This is a genomic window from Pseudomonas sp. FP2309, assembly GCF_030687575.1.
GTDB lineage: Bacteria > Pseudomonadota > Gammaproteobacteria > Pseudomonadales > Pseudomonadaceae > Aquipseudomonas.
This window is the reverse complement of record NZ_CP117439.1, coordinates 1,149,992-1,170,825: the sequence shown is the minus strand read 5'-3', so window position 1 is coordinate 1,170,825 and position 20,834 is coordinate 1,149,992. Positions and strand designations below refer to the sequence as shown.

The following is a 20,834-nucleotide window of genomic DNA, read 5'->3' as shown; positions in this document are numbered from 1 at the left end:
CCTTGGCACTGCGATGTGCGTCCATCATGCCGCAATCAAGGCAAAATGCCACCATCCAATAAGGACAGGCGCTCAACCGTCGGTCGGTAAAAACCTATGCAATCGGTCAAGCTGCGTAAAGGTTATCGACCCTGCGGGAAAATTCTGTAGCGCAGCGGCGGGTTTCTAGACCGGCGCGCGCTCGCGACGCATCCACCTCTCGAACGCCATGGCATTGAGCGGTCGGCTGATGAGGTAACCCTGGGCGGTGTCGCAGTTCCACTGTTTGAGCAGCGCAAGACTGGGCTCGAACTCCACGCCTTCGGCTACCACCTTGAGCCCCAGGTTGTGGCTCATTTCGATGGTCGAACGCACGATCACGGCGTCACCGCTGGTGCTGTCGAGGTTGCGCACGAAGGACTGGTCGATCTTCAACTCCTGCACCGGCAGGCGCTGCAGTTGCGCCAGCGACGAGTAGCCAGTGCCGAAGTCATCCACCGACAGGCTGATGCCGCAATCGCGCAGTTGCTCCAGCACGCTGAGGGCCTGCTGCGGGTTGTGCATGATCGCGCTTTCGGTGATCTCGAAAATCAGCTGCCGGGCCGGCACAGCGTAGTGCGCCAGTAAGGTGGTGACGCGTATGGCCAGGTCATCATCGGCCAAGTCGTCCACCGAGATATTCACCGACAGCTGGATCAGCAGGCCACGCTGCGCCCACTCACCCATCTGGCGGATGGCCTCTTCGATGACCCACTGGGTCAGGCCCGCCATGCTGCCGGTGCGTTCGGCCAGGGGGATGAATTCGCCAGGCGACACCAGCCCCAGCATCGGATGCTGCCAACGCAGCAACGCTTCGGCCTGGCACACGTGGCCGCGCTTGAGGTCGAGCTTGGGCTGGTAACACAGGTACAACTCACCTTCGACCACGGCACGGCGCAGGTCGCGGATCAGGGTGATCTGGCGCTGGTGAGCGAGGTCGCGGTCCTGTTCGTAGATCTGCAAATAACCGGGCAAGGCAGCCGCATCGTGACGGGCGATGGCGGCGCGGCTGATCAACTCTTCCACCTGCTGACCGTGGGCGGGGTAGGCAGCAATGCCGATACTCACCTCATGGCGCACTTCGTCATGGCCAATGCGCAGGGGTTCGGTGAGCAACGCATACAGGCGGTCGGCGCGGGCCACGGCGCGGTCGACCTCGGTGTTTTCCAGCAACATCAGGAACTCACTGCCGCTGATGCGCGCCGCCGTGTCGCTGGCCAACAGGCTCATGGACAGACAGCGGCTGGCTTCGCGCATCATTTCTTCCACGCCTTCAGGGCCAAAACCTTCGTTGATGACCCGGTAGTTCTCGATGCCCAGGTACAGCAGCACCACCGGCCGCCGCGCGCTGATCGCACTGCCCAGGCGCTCCATGGCCAGGGCACGATTGGGCAAGCCGGTGAGCGGGTCATGCAGCGCGTTATGCGCCAACTGCCGCTCACGCACGGCGATCCCGCTTTGCATGCCATTGAACGCCCGGGCCAGCAGGCCGAACTCATCGTGGCCGCGCACGCGAACCGGCGTACGGTAATCGCCGGCACCGATGCGCCCGGCCGCCTCCACCAGCGCATTGAGCGGACGCGACACCCGCCGCGCCAGAAACAGCGCACCGGCCAACGACACCACCAGCACCGCCAGGGCGATCCCGAGGAACTGCCGGTCCAGCGGCGCAAAGGATTCCAGGGCAAGGTCCAGCGGGCTTTGCAGCAACACGCGCACCTCATCACCCGCGCCGGTGTTGGCCAACGGCAATACCTGGCTGAGCACGCGCTCGCCATAAAACAGATCGATCCACGCCTCGGGATTGATCGCCTTATCGCGCAACAGGCTGACGGTGGCGGCCTGATACGCGTCGGGCTGGGTACTGAACAACGGGCCGGGCTTGCCGTCCTGCACGCTGAGGAACGACACCTCCAGGTTGCTCATCGAGCGCAGTTCATTGGCGAACAGGGTGTCCATGGGGAACCCCATCACCACCCGCGCGATGGGCTGCGGGTCTAGCACTTGATCCTGTACCAACAGGTACGGCCGCCCGTTCATGGCCACAATCAGCATTTGCAAGCCACTGCGCCGAGCCTGGCGCAGTGCGTGGTCGTAGGGGAAGGGTTGACCACGCGCGAGGATCGGCAAGGTGCTGACCATCACGTTGCCCTCGAGCCCGAGCACAAACATTTCGCTGGAGCGAATGCCGCTGCCGTGTCGGCGCAACGCGGTCAGGATCTTCGCCGGGTCGCCCTCCACCACGGCCTGTTTGAACGGACCGTCCACCGTCAGCCAGTACAGGCCGTATTGCAGACGGCGCCCGCGCAGATCGAGCAGGCGTTCGAACACCTGACTGCCGGTTTTCAACTGGACCCGCGCCTGATTCTCCACCGCGCGGGTGGTGGCGGCCTTGACGGCGAAATAAGTGGCGGCAACAACGACCAGCAGCAACAGCGCCAGCACCCCGGCGATTCGGGTTTGGAACGTGTGGCGCCACGTCATGGCAGTGCCCTCTGGCAGCGTTAACCTTCTTCTGCCACTGCGTCCCTTTGCCATGTGCATTCCCTGCGGCAGCTGACTCGGCGTCAAAAAAATATCCATAAGGACTGGATATTTGGTGTTAGCAGATTAGCTGGGAGCAGGGATAAGTAAACCCGATAAATACAGGGTTTTCAGCGTCACTTTGTTGGCGACAAGCCTTTGACTGCGACCTCAGCCGCGGGCGCGCATAAAGTCGCCCCAGCGCCGTACGAGGTAGTTGTGCTCATCCATCACCGAGTTCCACACGGCAATATGGCCCATGCGCTGCTCATAGGACCCACCATCGCGCACCTCACCCTTGTCGATCAGCGGCAACCCATCGCTGCCACATAACTGCTCCCGCGCAGGCAGCCCGGCGTACCAGTAGTCCCACTCGGCGCTGCTCAGGTGATCGCGGCTGCGCGCGGGGTTGCCGATGTAGTAACCCTGGCGCGCCATCACTGCTCCGGGCCAGCCGGACAGCCACCAGTTCAGGTACGCATAGGCCGCATCCAGCACCGGGCCTTTGGCGTGGCGCGACAGTGACAGGCCGCCAAACCAGGCGCGATAACCTTCACGCGGCACCGCCAGGCGGTATTTCACCCCGGCGCGGTGCAGGCGCATCAAGGTGGGCGACCACAGGCTCTGGATATCGATGCTGGGGCTGAGCATCAATTGCGCAGCCTCTTCATCGTCGGACCAGAAGGCCGCGAAATGGCCCTCCTTCTGTTTGCGCACCAGGATGTCGGCGAGCACGTCGATCTCTTCGATGCTCATATTGCCGATGTCCCGGAACTGCGCCAGCCCCGCGCCCTGCACAGCCAGCGCGGCATCCAGCGCGCCGATCGCAGCGTCGCTTTGCAGCGCCGTACGCGCGCGCCATGCCGGGTCCAGCAGCCAGCCCCAGCTCTCGTTGCCGTGGCAAAAGCCCGCGGGCAGGCGTTCGGGACGGTAGGCGAAACTGTCGGCGTTATGAGTCAGGGGCAACATGCTGATGCGCTCGGTGACGGTACTGCCCAGGCTGCCGTCGTGCTGCACGAACAGGCGCTCGCTGGGCACGCTGCCGCTGCCCAGACGGTCGTGCGGCGACAGGCGACCACGCTTGGGCAGGTCGTTGATCTCATGCCACAACGCAATACGCCGGGTGTCGATGGGCTGGATCGCCCGCGCCGGCCACACGAAATCGACGTTGTGAAACCACTGGTCGTAGAGGTCGTAGCTGTCGGGCTGCATCACCGCGATGCGCTGGGCCTGCTCGACGTCGTGCACTTGATACACCAGGCGAATACCCAGTTCCTGCTCGGCGCGTACGCGCAAGGTTTCGAGCAAGGTGACCGAGGTGCCGAGGACACGCAGTGTGATCATGCCGCGAACCGCCGCGAGAACGCCTCGAAGGAGCGGCGCAGCAGTGCCGGGTCGAGGCCGCGCAGGATAAACACCAGGCGCGATTGGCGGTCGGTGCCCGGCCACGCAGGCAAGTGCACCGGCGCATGCAGGCAATGCTGCACGCCATGAATGACGATGGGGGCGTTACTGGCGTTCACGTTGAGCAGTCCTTTGACGCGAAGGATTCGTTCGCCGTGGCATCTTAACAGCATCGACAGCCAGACCCCGAAGCCGACCCAGTCCAACGGTTGGTCGAACGTCAGGCTGCACACTTGCGCCGCGCCATGGCTGGCGCTGGTGGTTTGATGCAGTTGCCAGCGCCTGACTTCCACCGCCGGTTCGGCACTGCGCAGGCCTTCGCCAAGCAGCAGTTGATCGCCGCTGTGGATATCCTGGGTGGCGAGGACGGGGGTTCCGGCGTTGAGCGCCTGCAGGTGCGCGCGCAACGGTGCGCAATCGCCGGCCAGGTCGGTCTTGCTCACCAGCAAACGGTCGGCCGCCGCGACCTGGGCCAGCCATTCCGGGTGCAGGCGCTCCTGCAGCGCAGCGTGACTGGCGTCGACCAGGGTGACCACCAGGCAGATATGCAAGCGGCCGCGCAATTGCACATCATTGTTGAGCGTGGCGAGAATCGGCGCCGGGTCGGCCAGGCCGGTGGTTTCGAGGATGACGCGTTTGAACGCGGGGATTTCACCGCGCTCACGGCGTTGCAACAGGCCCAGCAGTGCGTCTTTGAGTTCGCCACGGATAGAACAGCAGACACAGCCGCTGGGCAGCAGCACGGTGTCCGGCGCGACCTCCTCCACCAGCAGATGGTCGATACCGACATCGCCGAATTCGTTGATCAGCAACGCCGTGTCGCCCAGGCTTTCACCTTGCAGCAGGCGTTTGAGCAAAGTGGTTTTACCGCTGCCGAGGAAGCCGGTGATGACGTTGAGGGCAATGCTCATGGGGCGGACTCCAAGTGATCCAGCAGGCGTGGGTCGAGGGGGTCCAACGGGCGACCGAGCAGGGTTTCGGCCGCCTGCCAGAGTTGATCCAGGCCGCTGGCCAGTGCCTGTTTGCCGGTGGCGCCGATCAGCAGGTACGAGGCGCCCTGAAAGTCGTCGACCTTGAGCCGGAACACCGCCAACACCTGATTGATCGCCGCGATGCGGCGCAGGCGTTCACGGCGCCGGGGCAATTCATCGCCCAGGGGATCGCTCCAGTGCAGGTCTTCGCCGAGCAGTCCACAGAGTCCGCACATGGTTACACCTCGCTCATGGCATGACATCGCCAGAGTTCGGGCCCAGGGTCTGGCCCACAAACAGGTTGCCCCCCGGTTCGCTGGCCAGCAGCACCGCGGTGGGTGCTACTTCATCGGCCAGGCCGAAGCGGCCCAGGGGCAGTTCGGCGGCCTTGGCGCGTTTCCACGACTCGCTGATGCCACCCACCAAAGGCGTCTCGATCGGGCCGGGAGCGATGGCGTTGACCAGCACATTGTCCCCGGCCACTTCCAGAGCCAGCGACTTGGTAAAGCCGATCACCCCGGCCTTGGCCGCCGCGTAGTGGGTCAGCTCGGCACCGCCCTTGATGCCCAGTTGCGAGGCGACGTTGATGATCCGCCCCCAGCGCTGCGCAACCATGTGGGGCAAGGCGCGCTGGCTGGCGACGAACACACTGGTGAGGTCGACGCGCAGCATGTCGTTCCACATCTCGATACTCAGGTCGACGCAACGCGCCTGGGTCAGCATGCCGGCGTTGTTGACCAGGATGTCGATGCCGCCAAAGTGTTCGACACACCGGTCGATACCGGCCTGGGCCCCGTCGACCGTGCCCACGTCAGCCAGGCATTCGAAGACCTCGGCCCCCAGGTTGCGGCAGGTGATCGCCGTTTCCGCAAGGCTGGCGGCGTTGCGGTCGGCCAGCACCAGGCGTGCGCCTTCGGCGGCGTAGGCACGGGCGATGGCGGCACCGATGCCGCTGCCGGCGCCAGTGATCACGGCGCGACGGTTTTCCAGTTGAGCCATAGAAAAATCTCCTGAAGCAAACACAGTTCCAATGCGGGAGGAGGCTTGCCCCTCGCGCATTTACCTTGAGTACAGCCGTCAGTCAGGCCAGCGCACGGTGAGGCCGCCGTCGATGACGATGCTCTGCCCGGTCAAGTAGCTCGACGCCTCACTTGTCAAAAACTGCACCAGCGACGCCACTTCGTCCGCCCGCCCGACCCGGCCCAACGGAATCGCCCGCGCGGCCTTGGCCAAGCCTTCGGGGCCCAGTGAGTTCTTGGCATCCAGCGATTGCGGCGTCTCGATCAACCCCGGGATCACCGCATTACAACGAATGCCCCGTGCGGCCAACTCCACCGCCAGCGAGCGACACAGCCCCGGCACACCGGCCTTGGCGGCGGCGTAGTGCGAGTGTTCCTGCCAGCCATACACGCCACCGGCAATCGACGAAATCGCCACCAACGCGCCGCCCTCGGTCATATGCCGCGTCGCCGCGCGGAAGGTGCGCATCACCCCGGTGAGGTCGACGTTGAGCATCTCGTCCCACAGCGCATCGGTCATTTCCAGCAAGGGTGCGCGGCGCAGCAGACCGGCGTTGGCCACGGCGTAATCCAGACGCCCAAAATGCTCCACGGCGCTTTTGGCCAAGGCGTCCACCGAGGCGCTGTCGCCCACGTCCAGCGGCACCATCAGGCACTCGCCGCCGGCCTGCTCGACCAGAGCAACGGTGGCCTGCGGGTCATGGGGATCGGCCGGGTAGTACCCGCCCACCACCGCCACTCCCACACGCGCATAGGTCACGGCCAGGGCTTGGCCGATGCCGCTGGCGGCACCGGTAATCAAGGCAACTTTACGGCTCATCAATCACTCCTTACTGAATGGTTTCCGGGCGCACATGGCGGGCGGCAAACATCAGCATCCCGGACAAAAAGCACGGCACGGCGCCGAACCACAGCGCGGCGGTCTGCCAGTCGCTGCCGGCCGACAACACCTGGGTGGCACCAAAGCCTGCGACCACGGCACCGATCGGGCCCATGGCGTGGATGATCGCGCCACCGGTGGCACGGATGCTGGTAGGGAAACTTTCACTGATAAAGAACAGCGCCGCCGAGTACGGCCCGATCAGGAAGAACAGGCCCAGGCTGTACAGCCCGACCACCATCGCCATGTTGCTCGGGCCAAACAGCATCCCGGCGAACGACAGGCCGCCGAGCATCCAGCCCAGGCCGATTACGTTGCGACGGCCGATCTTGTCACCCATCCAGCCGTGACTGAGGTAGCCGCAGTAACCCACCAGGTTCGACAGCACGAGGATGATCAGCGAGTTCTCGAACGAAATATGGTGCACGCTGACAATCACCGAGGTGCCCAGCACGCTGAACACCTGGATCGCCGCCCAGTTGAGCAACAGCGCCGCGCCGATCACCAGGGTGGCGCGACGGGCCGGGCCACGAAAGGCGGCTTTGAGGCCGGCCTTGCTGTGTTCGTCGTAGTCCACGCCGTAGGTCGCGGCGACGTTTTGCGCTTCACTCACCGCGCCGGTTTTGCGCAGTTGGGTGATGCGCTCGTGGATCTGAAACTGCGGGCTCTCCTTGAGCTTGCGCGCCATGATCGCGATCACGATCGCCGGGATCGCTGCGAAGATGAAGCAGCCCTGCCAGCCAATGATCGGCAGCAACAGCGCGGTCAACCCCGCAGCGATCAACGCCCCCACCGGCCAGCCACCCTGCACCAGGCTGTAGATAAAACCGCGACGCTTGGTCAGCCGCGGATCTTCCGAGGCGCCATACAACTCGGTCAGGTAGGTGGCGTTGACGGTTTCTTCGGCATAGCCCAGGCCACCCAGCGAGCGGATAAGAATCAGCGGTGACTTGCCCCACGCGCCGCCAATGGCGGTCAGCGCCGAGCACAGTGCGGAGCCGGCCACGGTGAAAATAATCCCTTTGCGCCGCCCCAGCTTATCGACGATCGGCCCAATGGCCAGGGCGACCACGGCGGTTCCGACCGCCACCCAGGTCGCGATCTCAGCTTGCTCCACTTCGCCCCAGCCAAAGTGCCGGCCGATCTCCGGCAGCAAGGTGCCGAACAGGATGAAGTCGTACACCGCAAACACCCAGGCGAAGAACGCGATCCAGGTGGCGAAACGCACTTCCTGGGACGTCAGTTGCCGGGGTTTCCAGCCAGTCAGGTCAAGCTTGTTGTAGATGGACATAGATCGCGCCTCAAGGGTGGGGACAGAGGGTCAGGAACGGGGTTGGCGGCGGATAAAGTCGTCGGCGATTTCGTCGAAGGTGACGAAGCGCACGCCGGCATGGCTCTGGATGTGTTCGATCAACCGCTCAAGCATCAACAGCACTTGCGGGCGGCCGGACACGTCGGGGTGGATGGTCATGGTGAACACCGCGTGTTCGTGTTCGCGGTAGACCCAGTCGAACTGGTCGCGCCACATTTCTTCAAGGTGACGCGGGTTGACGAAGCCATGGCTGTTGGGGGCTTTTTTGATGAACATCATCGGCGGCAGGTCGTCCAGGTACCAGTTGGCCGGGATCTCCACCAGATCGGTTTCCTCGCCGCGCACCAAGGGTTTCATCCAGGTGTCGGGGTGCTGGCTGTAATCGATCTTGGTCCAGCTGTCGCCCTTGCGCACGTAGTAGGGGTGGAAGTCGTTGTGCATCAGGCTGTGGTCGTACTTGATGCCTTTTTTCAGCAGCAGTTCGTTGGTGACCTTGCTGAATTCCCACCAGGGCGCGACATAGCCGGTGGGGCGTTTGCCGGTGACCTGGGTGATCAGCTCGATGGATTTATCGAGGACGATTTCTTCCTGCTCGGCGGTCATGGCGATGGGGTTTTCGTGGCTGTAGCCGTGCACACCAATTTCGTGTCCGGCGTCGGCCACGGCCTTCATCTGCTCGGGGAAGGTTTCCATCGAGTGGCCGGGAATGAACCAGGTGGTGCGCAGCCCATAGCGTTCGAACAGTTTGAGCAGGCGCGGCGCACCGATTTCACCGGCGAACAGGCCACGGGAGATGTCATCCGGCGAGTCTTCACCGCCGTAGGAACCGAGCCAGCCGGCGACGGCGTCAACGTCGACGCCAAATGCACAGAGGATGTCTTTAGCCATGGTGTGTCTCCTTAATTATTAAGTACGGATTCGACGGACAAGGCCGCGCGCAACAGGCGTGCGTCCTCCCCCGTCGGGGCGCTGAGCAGCAGCCCGGTGGGCAAGCCCTGGGCATCACGGCCGCTGGGCAGGCTGACGCCGGGCATATCCAGCAAACTGCCGGGCATGGTCAGGCGCAGGGTGGCGAGGTTGGTGCTGACGAACAGTTCGTCATCGGCTTCCAGCGGCGCCAGTGCCGGGGCGACATGGGCCACGGTTGGGGTGATCAGGATGGCGCCGTCGAGCTCATCGATCAGTTGCTGTTGCAGGCGCTGGCGGACATCGAGCACGTGGATGAGCTGGCTGGCCGGCAGTGACCGCGCGGCTTCAAGACGACGGCGTACACGCGGGTCCAGTTGTTCGGCGTCGGCGCTGTCGAGCAAGGGCTGGTGCAGGGCAAAGGCTTCGAAGGCGCCGAGCCAACCGTGCTTCTTGATCAGCGCCAGGGTGGCTTGGAACGTGGGGCTTTCACGGGTTTCCACCCGCGCGCCGGCGGCTTTCAGTTGTTCCACTGCGCGCAGCAGGTTGTTGCGCACAGCGGGGTCTACCTCGGCCAGAACACCGTGTTCCAGCACCAGGTGTTGGCCCTTCACGCTGCGGGCCACATGGCGTTGGCGGCGACCATGGAGCAGGTCGTCGATGGCCAGCGCGTCACGCACGCTGCGGGTCAGCGGGCCGAGGCTGTCGAGGGTGTGGGCCAAGGGGAACACGCCGTCGCGGCTGTAGCGGCGACTGCTGCTGCGGTAGCCCACCAGGCCGTTGAGCGCCGCCGGAATTCGGATGGAACCGGCAGTGTCGGTGCCCATGGCGATCGGCACGATACCGGCCGCCACCGCCACCGCCGACCCGGACGATGAACCGCCGGGGATGCGCGGCTGGTCGGTGCCATAGGGATTGCGCGGCGTGCCGAAATGCGGGTTCAGGCCCAGGCCGGAATAAGCCAGTTCGCTGAGGTTGGTTTTGCCGACGCTGACCATCCCGGCACGGCACAACAGGCCCACGCAGGATGCATCGAGCGAGGCTGCGGGGGCATGGCGGCGGTAGGCGGCGCCGGCTGTGGTGAGGCTGCCGGCCATATCGAACAGGTCTTTCCAGGCCAGGGGCACACCGTCGAATGCACTCAGCGGCTGACCGGCGCGCCAGCGGGCGGCGGCGGCTTCGGCTTCACGGCGTGCGCGCTCGGCGGTCAGCGAAATGAACACACTGGCTGAGCGGCTCGCTTTATCCAGGGCCTGTTCAAGGGCTTGCACCGGGTCCCTGCGACCGCTGGCGAAATCCTCGGCCATTGACGTGGCGTCTGACATCGGAAAGAACCTCTTAAAACGTACATATTAATAAAATGTACATTTTACAAAGGCAGCTTTCGTGCCAGTCTGTGCGCAGGTGATTGCGCCCGACAGGGGTTTTCTGCCGAGAGCTACGGGATAGATGGTTTTGTCGGACGGAAAATAATCCTGAGACGGCAACGCCTCACGCTCTCAATGAAATAATGTATCTTTTATTAATAAGTACATTTTGGTGCAGAAAAGTAACAGTTTTCCTTCGACGGCCCCAAAAAAGTGCCACCGCCGTGGCGCAGAGTGACAGGCGCATCTATGAGAGAATCCCCGGCCACCGTCCTACTTGCCTCAGGGAACGTAATGAAAGCAGTGTCCGCCTCGGCGTCTCGTTACGCGATGATTCACCAAGTGTTGCGTAATGCGATCGCCAACGGCACCGCCCGCCACGGGCTGGTCTTGCTCGAAGCACCGCTGGCCGAACTGTTCGGCACCAGCCGTGTGCCGGTGCGCAAGGCGCTGGACCTGCTGCACGCCGAAGGCCTGATCTGCCGCTTCAATGGCCGGGGTTATCTGATCAATCCCGACGGCCTGGCCATGGAACCGCTGCGTCTGCCCCTGAGCCATGCCCACCTGGGCCTCAACGGCGAAGCTGAGTTGGTGGACACACGGCCACTGGGTGAACGCATCGTCGAGGAAATCGGCGCGGCGCTGTCCACCTGCATCGCGTTCGGCCATTACCGCCTGGATGAACAAGCCGCCGCCGAGCACTACGGCGTCAGCCGCGCGGTGGTGCGTGAAGCGCTGATGCGCCTGCGCGACCGCGGCCTGGTGGAAAAAGAGCCCTACTCCCAATGGCTGGCCGGGCCGCTGACCGCGCGGGAAGTCACCGAAGACTACGAACTGCGCGCCTGCCTGGAACCCGAAGCCCTGCGCCAGGGTGCGCCGTCGCTTGATCGCGACATGCTCCAGGCCATGTTGCAGCGGGTGCTGGAGGCCCAGGACAGCCCCGAGTGCAGCCTGGCAGTGATCGAACAGATCGAAGAAGACTTGCACCAGCACTGCCTGGCCGGCTTGCAGAACCGCAAAATCGCCGCACTGATTCGCCAGGGCCAAAGCCCGATGATCATCAGTCGGATTTTTTACCGTTTGCTGGGGATCGGCGCAGATCCGGCGATGCTTGCCGAACATCGCCTGATTCTCGAGTTGCTGCTGCATGGCGCGTTCGACGCGGCGGCGTTGAACCTGCGTGAGCATTTGCAACGCGCCAGGCAGCGGATGTTGCAGCGATTGAAAGTGCTGTCGGTGTTGCCGGAGCAGCCGTTGCCGAGCTATCTGCATAAAATCAGCTGAATTCATGCAATTTGTTGCTAACTGCCTGCCGCCATTGAAACCACCACTGCCCTGCCCCATCTAAGCTGCATACTTCCTTATGCAGGTGCCCCATGAGCGACCAGCAAGAATCCCCTGATATCGATCTCAACGACTACGCCGACCCCGAAAACGCGCAAAACCCGTCGTCCAATACCGGCCTGGCCCTGCCTGGGCAAAACCTGCCGGACAAGGTCTATATCATTCCTATCCACAACCGGCCGTTCTTCCCGGCGCAAGTGTTGCCGGTGATCGTCAATGAAGAACCGTGGGCCGAGACCCTGGAATTGGTGAGCAAGTCCGACCACCACTCCCTGGCGCTGTTTTTCATGGACACGCCGCCGGAAGACCCGCGCCACTTCGACACCTCCAGCCTGCCGCTGTACGGCACCCTGGTGAAGGTGCACCACGCCAGCCGCGAGAACGGCAAGCTGCAATTCGTGGCCCAGGGTCTGACCCGCGTGCGCATCAAAACCTGGCTCAAGCATCACCGCCCACCGTACCTGGTGGAAGTCGAATACCCGCACCAGCCCACCGAGCCGACCGACGAGGTCAAGGCCTACGGCATGGCGCTGATCAATGCGATCAAGGAACTGCTGCCGCTCAACCCGCTGTACAGCGAAGAGCTGAAGAACTACCTCAACCGCTTCAGCCCCAACGACCCGTCGCCGCTCACCGACTTCGCCGCCGCGCTGACCTCGGCCACCGGCAACGAGTTGCAGGAAGTGCTGGACTGCGTGCCCATGCTCAAGCGCATGGAAAAAGTGCTGCCGATGCTGCGCAAAGAAGTCGAAGTCGCGCGCCTGCAAAAAGAACTCTCGGCCGAGGTGAACCGCAAGATCGGTGAACACCAGCGCGAGTTTTTCCTCAAGGAACAACTCAAGGTCATCCAACAGGAACTGGGGCTGACCAAGGACGACCGCAGCGCCGACGTCGAACAATTCGAACAGCGCCTGCAAGGCAAAGTGCTGCCGGCCCAAGCGCAAAAACGTATCGATGAAGAACTGAACAAACTGTCGATTCTGGAAACCGGCTCGCCAGAGTACGCGGTCACTCGCAATTACTTGGACTGGGCCACCTCGGTGCCATGGGGCGTGTATGGCCAGGACAAACTCGACCTGAAACACGCGCGCAAGGTGCTGGATAAACACCACGCCGGTCTGGATGACATCAAGAGCCGCATCCTTGAGTTCCTCGCGGTGGGCGCCTACAAAGGCGAAGTCGCTGGTTCCATCGTGCTGCTCGTCGGCCCGCCGGGCGTGGGCAAGACCAGCGTGGGTAAATCCATCGCCGAATCCCTGGGTCGGCCGTTCTACCGTTTCAGCGTCGGCGGCATGCGCGATGAAGCCGAGATCAAGGGCCATCGCCGCACCTACATCGGCGCCCTGCCCGGCAAGCTGGTGCAAGCGCTTAAAGATGTCGAAGTGATGAATCCGGTGATCATGCTCGACGAGATCGACAAGATGGGCCAGAGCTTCCAGGGCGACCCCGCCTCGGCGCTCCTGGAAACCCTCGACCCGGAGCAGAACGTCGAATTCCTCGACCACTACCTCGACCTGCGCATGGACCTGTCCAAAGTGCTGTTCGTGTGCACCGCCAACACCCTGGACTCGATCCCCGGCCCGTTGCTGGACCGTATGGAAGTGATTCGCCTGTCGGGCTATATCACCGAAGAGAAAGTCGCCATCGCCAAACGCCACCTGTGGCCCAAGCAGCTCGAAAAAGCCGGAGTGGCGAAAACCAGCCTGACCATCAGCGACGGTGCCCTGCGCGCGTTGATCGACGGCTATGCCCGCGAAGCCGGGGTACGTCAGTTGGAGAAACAGCTGGGCAAACTGGTGCGCAAGGCGGTGGTCAAGCTGCTGGATGAGCCGAACTCGGTGATCAAAATCGGCAACAAGGACCTGGAGAGTTCTCTGGGTATGCCGGTGTTCCGCAACGAGCAAGTGCTGTCGGGTACCGGCGTGATCACGGGCCTGGCCTGGACCAGCATGGGCGGCGCGACCTTGCCGATTGAAGCCACACGCATCCACACGCTCAACCGCGGTTTCAAACTCACCGGGCAGTTGGGTGAAGTGATGAAAGAGTCCGCCGAAATTGCCTACAGCTACATCAGCTCCAACCTTAAGTCGTTTGGCGGCGATCCGAAGTTCTTCGACGAAGCCTTCGTACACTTGCACGTGCCCGAAGGCGCCACACCGAAAGACGGCCCGAGCGCCGGCGTGACCATGGCCAGTGCACTGCTGTCGTTGGCGCGTAACCAGCCGCCGAAAAAAGGCGTGGCCATGACCGGCGAACTGACGCTGACCGGGCATGTCCTGCCGATTGGCGGGGTGCGCGAAAAGGTGATTGCGGCGCGGCGCCAGAAGATCCACGAACTGATATTGCCGGAGCCCAATCGTGGCAGTTTCGAGGAACTGCCGGAGTACCTGAAAGAAGGCATGACGGTGCACTTTGCCAAGCGCTTTGCGGACGTGGCGAAGGTGCTTTTCTAACGGATCTCCAGTGCCTCTGTTGTGGTGAGAGGGCTTGCGCCGCGCTGGGGGGCGAAGCGGTCTCCTCAGAAAAACACCGCGCTCTGCCAGGCAAAGCGCGGTGACTGGTTTTGGGGCTGCTGCGCAGCCCGGCGCGGGGCACGCCCGCTCACCACAAAAAGCGCGCTCCCTCCAGCAAACCCACACCACAACAAGCATGCTCACACTTGGCCTGGCATTCCCGCCTGTCACACGTTGTCTTATCTTCGGTTATGCTCGGCCTTCGTCGTCAAACAACGGAGCCCCCATGACCGCTGCCCGCCTGCTTCTCCCCTTGAGCCTCTCCCTGCTGGCCGCATGCGCCAGCACTCCGAAGCAAAACATCACCGTGGACAACCAGGGGGCTTGCCCGCTCCAGCTTAAAACCGGGCAAAACCTGATCCTGACTCTGCCCAGCAACCCTACCACCGGTTATCGCTGGGCCATCCAGGACTCCGCCGGCGGCGTGCTGCGCGCGCTGAGCCCCGAGGTTTACAGCAGCACAGAATCCGGCGTGATCGGTGGCGGTGGCCAATCGACGTGGCGCTTCCAGGCATTCACCACCGGCCAGGGCCGTTTGCGCCTGACCTCCCAGCAACCCTGGGAGCCGGAAGCCGAACCCGTCGAGACGTTCGACTGCGCCATTACGGTGAACTGATATGCCATGGCTGATTCTGGCGTTGATGGGCGCTGCGACCTTTGTCTACGGCCTGGCCACGCATGCGGCACTGCTTTGCCTGCTGGTCAAACCCTTGCCGGTGCTGGCGCTGCTCGGCTGGTTGCATGACGCACCGCCCACTGACTATCGACGCTGGATCAGCCTGGGGCTGATTTTTTCCCTGGTGGGCGATGTATTGCTGGCTTGGCCCGGCGATCTGTTTATCTTCGGCCTTGGCGCGTTTCTGTTTGCGCACCTGGCGTACCTCAAGGCGTACTTCAGTGATTGTCGGCGCCTGGCCTTGTTGCCGCTGGCACTGGCGCTGGGTGCGGGCGCGATCCTGTTGAGCATCCTGATAGCCCATGGCCTGGGCGACTTGCTGATTCCCGTGGTGGTTTACGCCCTGGTGATCAGCGCCATGCTCTGGCGCGCCCTCGCCCGCCTGGACAGCGCGGTGCCGAAACGCTCGGCACTGCTCGCGGCGGCGGGCGCGGTGTCGTTCGTGCTTTCCGACACGCTGATTGGCATCAATCGCTTCGTGGCGGCGTTCGAGGCGGCGCCCTATCTGTTAATTGCCACGTACTGGCTGGGCCAGTGGGGCATTACCGCGTCGGCTTTCCATCAGACAACCCGCGCACACGAGGGCCAACTTGGCTAAAATGCCGGCCTTTCCCCCTTCGTCGCCGGAACAACCGTGAGCAAAGAACCCGATCGCCTATTCGCCCAGCCCCTGCCCCAGGTGCCGGACTTCGCCTTTAACGAGGACGTGGTGCGGGTGTTCCCGGACATGATCAAGCGGTCGGTGCCCGGTTATCCGACCATCGTCGAAAACCTGGGTGTCCTGGCCGCGCAGTTTGCCCAGCCGGGCAGCGTGCTCTACGACCTCGGTTCGTCCCTCGGCGCGGTGACCCAGGCGTTGCGCCGCCATGTACGCACCGACGGTTGTCGGGTGATCGCGGTGGATAACTCGGCGGCGATGGTCGAACGCTGCCGCGAATACCTCAATGGTCAGGACTCGATGTTTCAGGAGTTGCTGCCGGTTGAGGTGATCGAGGGCGATATCCTCGCGTTGCAGTTCCAGCCGGCTTCGGTAGTGGCGCTGAATTTCACCCTGCAATTCATTGCTCCGCAGGAACGCCTGGCGCTGCTCGGGCGTATCCGCCAGTCGCTGTTGCCAGGCGGTGCGCTGATCCTCTCGGAAAAGCTGCGCTTCAACGATGCGCAAGAGCACGCGCTGCTCACCGACCTGCATATCGCGTTCAAACGCGCCAACGGCTACAGCGAACTGGAAATCGCCCAGAAGCGCAGCGCCATCGAAAACGTCATGAAGCCCGACAGCCTCGAAGAACACCGCGAACGCCTGCTGGCGGCGGGGTTCTCGACGGTCGTGCCGTGGTTCCAGTGTCTTAACTTTGCCTCGTTGATTGCCTTGCCATGATTGATTTATCCCCCCTCGCCCGCCATCTGGTCGGCACTCCCCTGGCCGTGTGGGCCCAGGGCCTGCAAGCGCAGCTCGACAGCAAAATGGAGAAAGGTCATGGCGACCTGGAACGTTGGCAGAGTGCGTTGGATGCGCTGCCGAAGATTCAGCCCAGCACCGTCGACTTGCTCAATGGCCTGACCCTGGACACCGATTGCGACGACGCGACTCGCGCCCAGATGCACGGCGCGCTGATGGGCCTGAGTCCTTGGCGCAAAGGCCCGTTCCATTTGTTCGGCGTGCACGTGGACACCGAATGGCGCTCGGACTGGAAGTGGTCCCGCGTGGCGCCGCATCTGGACTTGAAGGGCAAGCGTATCCTCGATGTCGGCTGCGGCAATGGTTATTACATGTGGCGCATGCTCGGCGCCGGTGCCGACAGCGTGATTGGCGTGGACCCCAACTGGTTGTTCTTCTGCCAGTTCCAGGCGGTGCAACGCTACCTGTGCGACCCCAAGGCATGGCACCTGCCGTTCCCATTCGAGGACTTGCCGGCAAACCTCGAAGGCTTTGACACGGTGTTTTCCATGGGCGTGTTTTATCACCGCCGCTCGCCGATCGAGCATTTGCTGGCGCTCAAAGACACCCTGGTCAAGGGCGGTGAGCTGGTTCTGGAAACCTTAGTGGTCGAAGGCGATCAGCAGCAGGTGCTGGTGCCGGAAGACCGCTACGCGCAGATGCGTAATGTGTGGTTCCTGCCCTCGGTGCCGGCGTTGATGCTGTGGCTGCGCCGTGCCGGTTTCAGCGATGTGCGCTGTGTGGATGTGAGTGTGACCACGGTTGAGGAACAGCGCGGGACGGCGTGGATGAAGTATCAGTCGCTGAGTGATTTCCTCGACCCTGAGGACCACAGCAAGACCATCGAAGGGCTGCCGGCGCCGATGCGCGCGGTGATCATCGCCAGGAAGTAATCCACTCTCCAGCGTCAATGGAGATCAAAAATGTGGGAGCGGGCTTGGTCCCTCCCACACCGGTCCTGCGTGTTTTTCAGGATGCGGGCCTGGCCCGGCGGGCTTTGAAAAACTCACTCAGGACAGCCCCGCACTCCTCGGCCAACACCCCGCCCTCATACAGCACCCGATGGTTGAGAAAACCCTGGGTAAAAAACTGCCCCTGGCTCTGCACGATTCCCGCTTTGGGCTCCAATGCCCCGTACACCACTCGCGCAACACGCGAATGCACGATCAACCCCGCGCACATGCTGCACGGTTCCAAGGTGACATACAGTGTGCTGCCCACCAGCCGATAGTTGCTGATGGCCTGCGCGGCGGCGCGGATGGCGACCATTTCGGCGTGGGCGCTCGGGTCGTGGGTGCTGATCGGGCAGTTGAAGCCGCGGCCGATGATTTCACCGTCCTGTACCAGCACGGCGCCCACCGGCACTTCGCCCAGCGCTGCGCCTTCGGCGGCGAGGGCCAGGGCTTCGCGCATGAAGTCCTGGTCGCGGCTGCGGTCAATAATCGCAGCGGGGCGAATCTGGCGCATCACGCCACCTCGATGGCGGCCATCAGGCCGGTTTCCATATGGTCGATCACGTGGCAATGGAACATCCACACCCCAGGGTTATCCGCCACCAACGCCACGCGGGCGCGCTCGTTCTTGCCCAACAGGTAGGTGTCGGTAAAGTACGGGATCACCTTGTGGCGGTTCGAGGCGATCACCTTGAAGCTCATGCCGTGCAGGTGGATCGGGTGCTGGTACTGGGTCATGTTCTTCAGTTCGAAAATGTAGCTCTTGCCCTTTTCGAGCTTGGCAATCGGGCGGTCGGCGCAGGTTTTGTCGGTAATGTCCCAGGCCTTGCCGTTGATCTGCCACAGGCTCGGCGGCTTGCCGTCATCGACCGATACGGTACCGACCCACTCGAAATTGAAGTTGAGCTTTTCGGCATTGGCCAGGTCCGGCTCGGCAATCGGGTTGGCGGGCAACGCCGGCGGCCACTCGGTGGGCGCGTCGGTGTTAGCCACCGAGCGGAAGGTGCCCAGGCGCACCGGCCCGTTGCGGATCGACAACTCTTCACCCGCCGGCGGCGCCTTGATCGCCAGGCAGATGCGCATGCCGGGGCCCAGCCAGTATTCCTTGCCCAGGGGGCGCGGCTCGATGGGGTTACCGTCCAGCGCGTAGATCTGCGCTTCGACATCCGGGATGTTGAGGCGATAGGTCAGGGTGTTGTCGAGGTTGAGCAACCGCACGCGGGTGATCTGCCCGGCCGGCAGGTCGATGACTGCCTGGGACACGCCATTGATCGTCGACAGCCGCCCTGCCGTGCCGCCGCGCGCCGCCTCACGGGGAATGCTGAAGGCCACGAAGGCGCCTTCCTCGTCCACGTGCCAGCTTTTCAGGCTGAGGGTGCGTTCGTACTTGAAGCCGGTGGGTTCGCGCTCTTCGATGATCAGCGGGCCGACCAGGCCGCGGCCAAGTTCTTCACTGCTGTTCACATGGGGGTGATACCAATAGCTCCCGGCGTCGGGTACGCGGAATTTGTAGTCGAAGTATTCGCCCGGCAGCACCGGCAATTGCGAGACATAGGGCACACCGTCCATCTCCAGCGGCAGACGGATACCGTGCCAGTGGATGGTGGTGGCGACCGGCAGGTGGTTGATGAAACGCACCCGCAGCCATTCGCCCTGGCGCACACGCAGCTCGGTGCCCGGTGCCGACGGGCCGAAGGCCCAGGCGGGGGTCTTGTGGCCCGGCACCAGTTCCACGTCCAACGGTGCGGCAATCAGCTCGTAGTCGTGCCCCGCCTCGGCGTCGGCGACTTTTCCCAGCCAGTAGCGGTAGGCGCCGCCAGCGCCGGCACCGACTACGGCCAGGCCCGCAAGGCCACCCAGGATTTGTCGACGGGAAAAGGATCGGGACACAACAACCTCACGTATCAGCCGCAGGCCAGTGGCCTGCAAAGGGCAGATACGATACACCTGCATCGGCTAAACAGTAAGGCTTCGCATTGCCGCAGTGGCCCGATCAGCCCTTGGCGGCCGCCAGAATCAGGGCCTTCATCTCGGCAACCGCGCCTTTGAAGCCGACGAACAGTGCATGGGCCACCAGCGCATGGCCGATGTTCAGTTCGTTGATGCCCTTGATCGCGGCCACCGCTTCCACGTTGTGGTAATGCAGGCCATGGCCGGCGTTGACGATCAGGCCTTCGCCAAGCCCGCAGTTCACACCGTCGATGATGCGCTGCAGCTCATCGGCCACTTCAGTGGGCGTGGTGGCATCCGCGTAACGGCCGGTGTGCAGTTCGATGGCTGGCGCGCCGACGCGACGCGACGCTTCGATCTGACGTTCGTCGGCGTCAATGAACAACGACACCTCACTGCCGATCTTCGACAGGCGCTCCACGGCCGCCTTGATCCGCGCTTCCTGACCCGCCACATCCAGGCCGCCTTCGGTGGTGAGTTCCTGGCGGGTTTCCGGCACCAGGCAAATGTGCGCCGGGCGGACTCGCTCGGCGAAGGCCATCATTTCTTCGGTGACGCCCATTTCGAAGTTCATGCGGGTTTGCAGCACGTCCTTGAGCAGCAGCACGTCGCGTTCCTGGATGTGGCGGCGGTCTTCGCGCAGGTGCACGGTGATGCCATCGGCACCCGCTTCTTCGGCGTCCAGCGCGGCCTTGACCGGGTCGGGGTAACGGGTTCCCCGGGCCTGGCGCAGGGTGGCGACGTGGTCGATGTTGACGCCAAGAAGAATGCGATTGCTGGTGGTCACGGAAGCGCTCCTGAAAAGGGAAAGAAACGCCGCACAGCATACACGGGGTTGTCAGGGCTTTCGAAACAACTCGCGACTGACCAGCGGCCGTCCGCCCAAATGCACCGCCAGGGCCTGGCGCATCAGGCGCTTGGCGGCGGACAACGCGCCGGGGGCGGTCCAATCGGCGTCACTCATGGCGAGCAATTCGGTGCCTTGGAACAAGCCCGGTTGCAGCAGGTAGACCCGCTCCAGACCGGCATCCACTTGCAGACGGTACATGCCGTCGGCGGCGATGGGCTCGCCGTGCAGGTCGTTGTTCAGTTCGAAGCCGTACCCCAGGTCATCGAGCAGTCGCCATTCGAAGGCACGCAACAGCGGCTCCAGCGGACGGCCTTCGGCCAGGGCCAGCAAGGTGGCGGCGTAGTGATCGAAGACAGCTGGGTGCGGGTCCTCGGCGGGCAGCAGGCGGATCAGCAGTTCATTGAGGTAGAGGCCGCTGAACAACGCATCGCCATTGAGCCAGGCGGACGTGCCGACGCTTTCCAGGCGTCCGACGTTCTTCAGCTCGCCCTTGCCGCGAAACTCCACGTCCAGGGCCACAAAGGGCCGCGCCAACGTCCCCGCCTTGCCGCGTGCGCTGCGCAAGACCGCACGCAGACGTCCTTGAGGCGTGAGGAAATCCACCAGTGCGCTGGTTTCACGGTAGGCGCGGCTGTGCAGCACGTAGGCGAGTTGGCTGGGGGGCGGGGATTGGGACATGGGTGCTCACTGCTGGAATGCAATTTTGAAAG

19 protein-coding genes are annotated in these 20,834 nt (G+C 63.3%); 6 read left to right on the top strand and 13 right to left on the bottom strand.

The window, feature by feature from the left end; genetic code table 11:
• Positions 1-165 precede the first annotated feature (165 nt).
• The 9 genes from PSH59_RS05250 to PSH59_RS05210 all read right to left on the bottom strand — a co-directional run bounded on the left by PSH59_RS05250 (position 166) and on the right by PSH59_RS05210 (position 10,358).
• Positions 166-2,502: a bifunctional diguanylate cyclase/phosphodiesterase gene (locus tag PSH59_RS05250; protein ID WP_305394470.1), complete on the bottom strand. Its 2,337-nt coding sequence runs from the start codon at positions 2,500-2,502 to the stop codon at positions 166-168.
• 210 nt (positions 2,503-2,712) lie between these two features.
• Positions 2,713-3,885: a PotD/PotF family extracellular solute-binding protein gene (locus PSH59_RS05245; RefSeq protein WP_305394469.1), complete on the bottom strand. Its 1,173-nt coding sequence runs from the start codon at positions 3,883-3,885 to the stop codon at positions 2,713-2,715.
• Positions 3,882-4,856 carry a GTP-binding protein gene (locus PSH59_RS05240; RefSeq protein ID WP_305394468.1) on the bottom strand — a complete coding sequence of 325 codons (975 nt, stop codon included), beginning with the start codon at positions 4,854-4,856 and terminating at the stop codon, positions 3,882-3,884. The genes PSH59_RS05245 and PSH59_RS05240 overlap by 4 nt, the downstream gene beginning before the upstream one ends.
• The gene (locus PSH59_RS05235; protein ID WP_305394467.1) at positions 4,853-5,152 is read right to left on the bottom strand and encodes a hypothetical protein; all 300 of its coding nucleotides are present in this window, start codon (positions 5,150-5,152) and stop codon (positions 4,853-4,855) included. The genes PSH59_RS05240 and PSH59_RS05235 overlap by 4 nt, the downstream gene beginning before the upstream one ends.
• Before the next feature lie 13 nt (positions 5,153-5,165).
• On the bottom strand, positions 5,166-5,915 hold the full coding sequence (locus PSH59_RS05230) for an SDR family NAD(P)-dependent oxidoreductase (protein WP_305394466.1): 750 nt from the start codon (positions 5,913-5,915) through the stop codon (positions 5,166-5,168).
• Between the two features lie 78 nt (positions 5,916-5,993).
• Positions 5,994-6,755, bottom strand: a complete 762-nt coding sequence (locus PSH59_RS05225) for an SDR family NAD(P)-dependent oxidoreductase (protein ID WP_305394465.1) — start codon at positions 6,753-6,755, stop codon at positions 5,994-5,996.
• Between the two features lie 10 nt (positions 6,756-6,765).
• Positions 6,766-8,106, bottom strand: a complete 1,341-nt coding sequence (locus PSH59_RS05220) for an MFS transporter (protein ID WP_248075559.1) — start codon at positions 8,104-8,106, stop codon at positions 6,766-6,768.
• 30 nt (positions 8,107-8,136) lie between these two features.
• The gene (locus PSH59_RS05215) at positions 8,137-9,015 is read right to left on the bottom strand and encodes a polysaccharide deacetylase (RefSeq protein WP_053254585.1); all 879 of its coding nucleotides are present in this window, start codon (positions 9,013-9,015) and stop codon (positions 8,137-8,139) included.
• A gap of 11 nt (positions 9,016-9,026) precedes the next feature.
• The gene (locus PSH59_RS05210; RefSeq protein ID WP_305394464.1) at positions 9,027-10,358 is read right to left on the bottom strand and encodes an amidase; all 1,332 of its coding nucleotides are present in this window, start codon (positions 10,356-10,358) and stop codon (positions 9,027-9,029) included.
• Positions 10,359-10,694: 336 nt separating this feature from the next.
• On the opposite strand from PSH59_RS05210, the gene PSH59_RS05205 reads away from it, so the two are divergent.
• The 6 genes from PSH59_RS05205 (at position 10,695) to cmoB (ending at position 17,264) form a co-directional block, all read left to right on the top strand.
• The gene (locus PSH59_RS05205; protein ID WP_305394463.1) at positions 10,695-11,684 is read left to right on the top strand and encodes a GntR family transcriptional regulator; all 990 of its coding nucleotides are present in this window, start codon (positions 10,695-10,697) and stop codon (positions 11,682-11,684) included.
• A 92-nt stretch (positions 11,685-11,776) separates the two neighbouring features.
• The gene (lon, locus tag PSH59_RS05200; protein ID WP_305394462.1) at positions 11,777-14,197 is read left to right on the top strand and encodes an endopeptidase La; all 2,421 of its coding nucleotides are present in this window, start codon (positions 11,777-11,779) and stop codon (positions 14,195-14,197) included.
• Between the two features lie 286 nt (positions 14,198-14,483).
• Complete coding sequence (locus PSH59_RS05195; RefSeq protein ID WP_305394461.1) at positions 14,484-14,873, top strand: protease inhibitor I42 family protein; 390 nt, start codon at positions 14,484-14,486, stop codon at positions 14,871-14,873.
• A gap of 1 nt (position 14,874) precedes the next feature.
• The gene (locus tag PSH59_RS05190; protein ID WP_305394460.1) at positions 14,875-15,531 is read left to right on the top strand and encodes a lysoplasmalogenase; all 657 of its coding nucleotides are present in this window, start codon (positions 14,875-14,877) and stop codon (positions 15,529-15,531) included.
• Between the two features lie 36 nt (positions 15,532-15,567).
• Positions 15,568-16,311: a carboxy-S-adenosyl-L-methionine synthase CmoA gene (gene cmoA, locus PSH59_RS05185; RefSeq protein WP_248075548.1), complete on the top strand. Its 744-nt coding sequence runs from the start codon at positions 15,568-15,570 to the stop codon at positions 16,309-16,311.
• Entirely contained in the window at positions 16,308-17,264 is a 957-nt protein-coding gene (cmoB, locus tag PSH59_RS05180; RefSeq protein ID WP_305394459.1) for a tRNA 5-methoxyuridine(34)/uridine 5-oxyacetic acid(34) synthase CmoB, read from the top strand. Before cmoA ends, cmoB begins: the two co-directional genes overlap by 4 nt.
• Positions 17,265-17,340: 76 nt before the next feature.
• Here the strand turns inward: cmoB and tadA are convergent, their stop codons facing one another.
• The 4 genes from tadA to recO all read right to left on the bottom strand — a co-directional run bounded on the left by tadA (position 17,341) and on the right by recO (position 20,802).
• Positions 17,341-17,838, bottom strand: a complete 498-nt coding sequence (tadA, locus tag PSH59_RS05175; RefSeq protein WP_248075544.1) for a tRNA adenosine(34) deaminase TadA — start codon at positions 17,836-17,838, stop codon at positions 17,341-17,343.
• The gene (locus PSH59_RS05170) at positions 17,838-19,214 is read right to left on the bottom strand and encodes a multicopper oxidase family protein (protein ID WP_248075542.1); all 1,377 of its coding nucleotides are present in this window, start codon (positions 19,212-19,214) and stop codon (positions 17,838-17,840) included. The genes tadA and PSH59_RS05170 overlap by 1 nt, the downstream gene beginning before the upstream one ends.
• Positions 19,215-19,317: 103 nt before the next feature.
• On the bottom strand, positions 19,318-20,061 hold the full coding sequence (pdxJ, locus tag PSH59_RS05165) for a pyridoxine 5'-phosphate synthase (RefSeq protein WP_305394458.1): 744 nt from the start codon (positions 20,059-20,061) through the stop codon (positions 19,318-19,320).
• A gap of 51 nt (positions 20,062-20,112) precedes the next feature.
• Positions 20,113-20,802: a DNA repair protein RecO gene (gene recO, locus PSH59_RS05160; RefSeq protein ID WP_248075538.1), complete on the bottom strand. Its 690-nt coding sequence runs from the start codon at positions 20,800-20,802 to the stop codon at positions 20,113-20,115.
• Positions 20,803-20,834 lie beyond the last annotated feature (32 nt).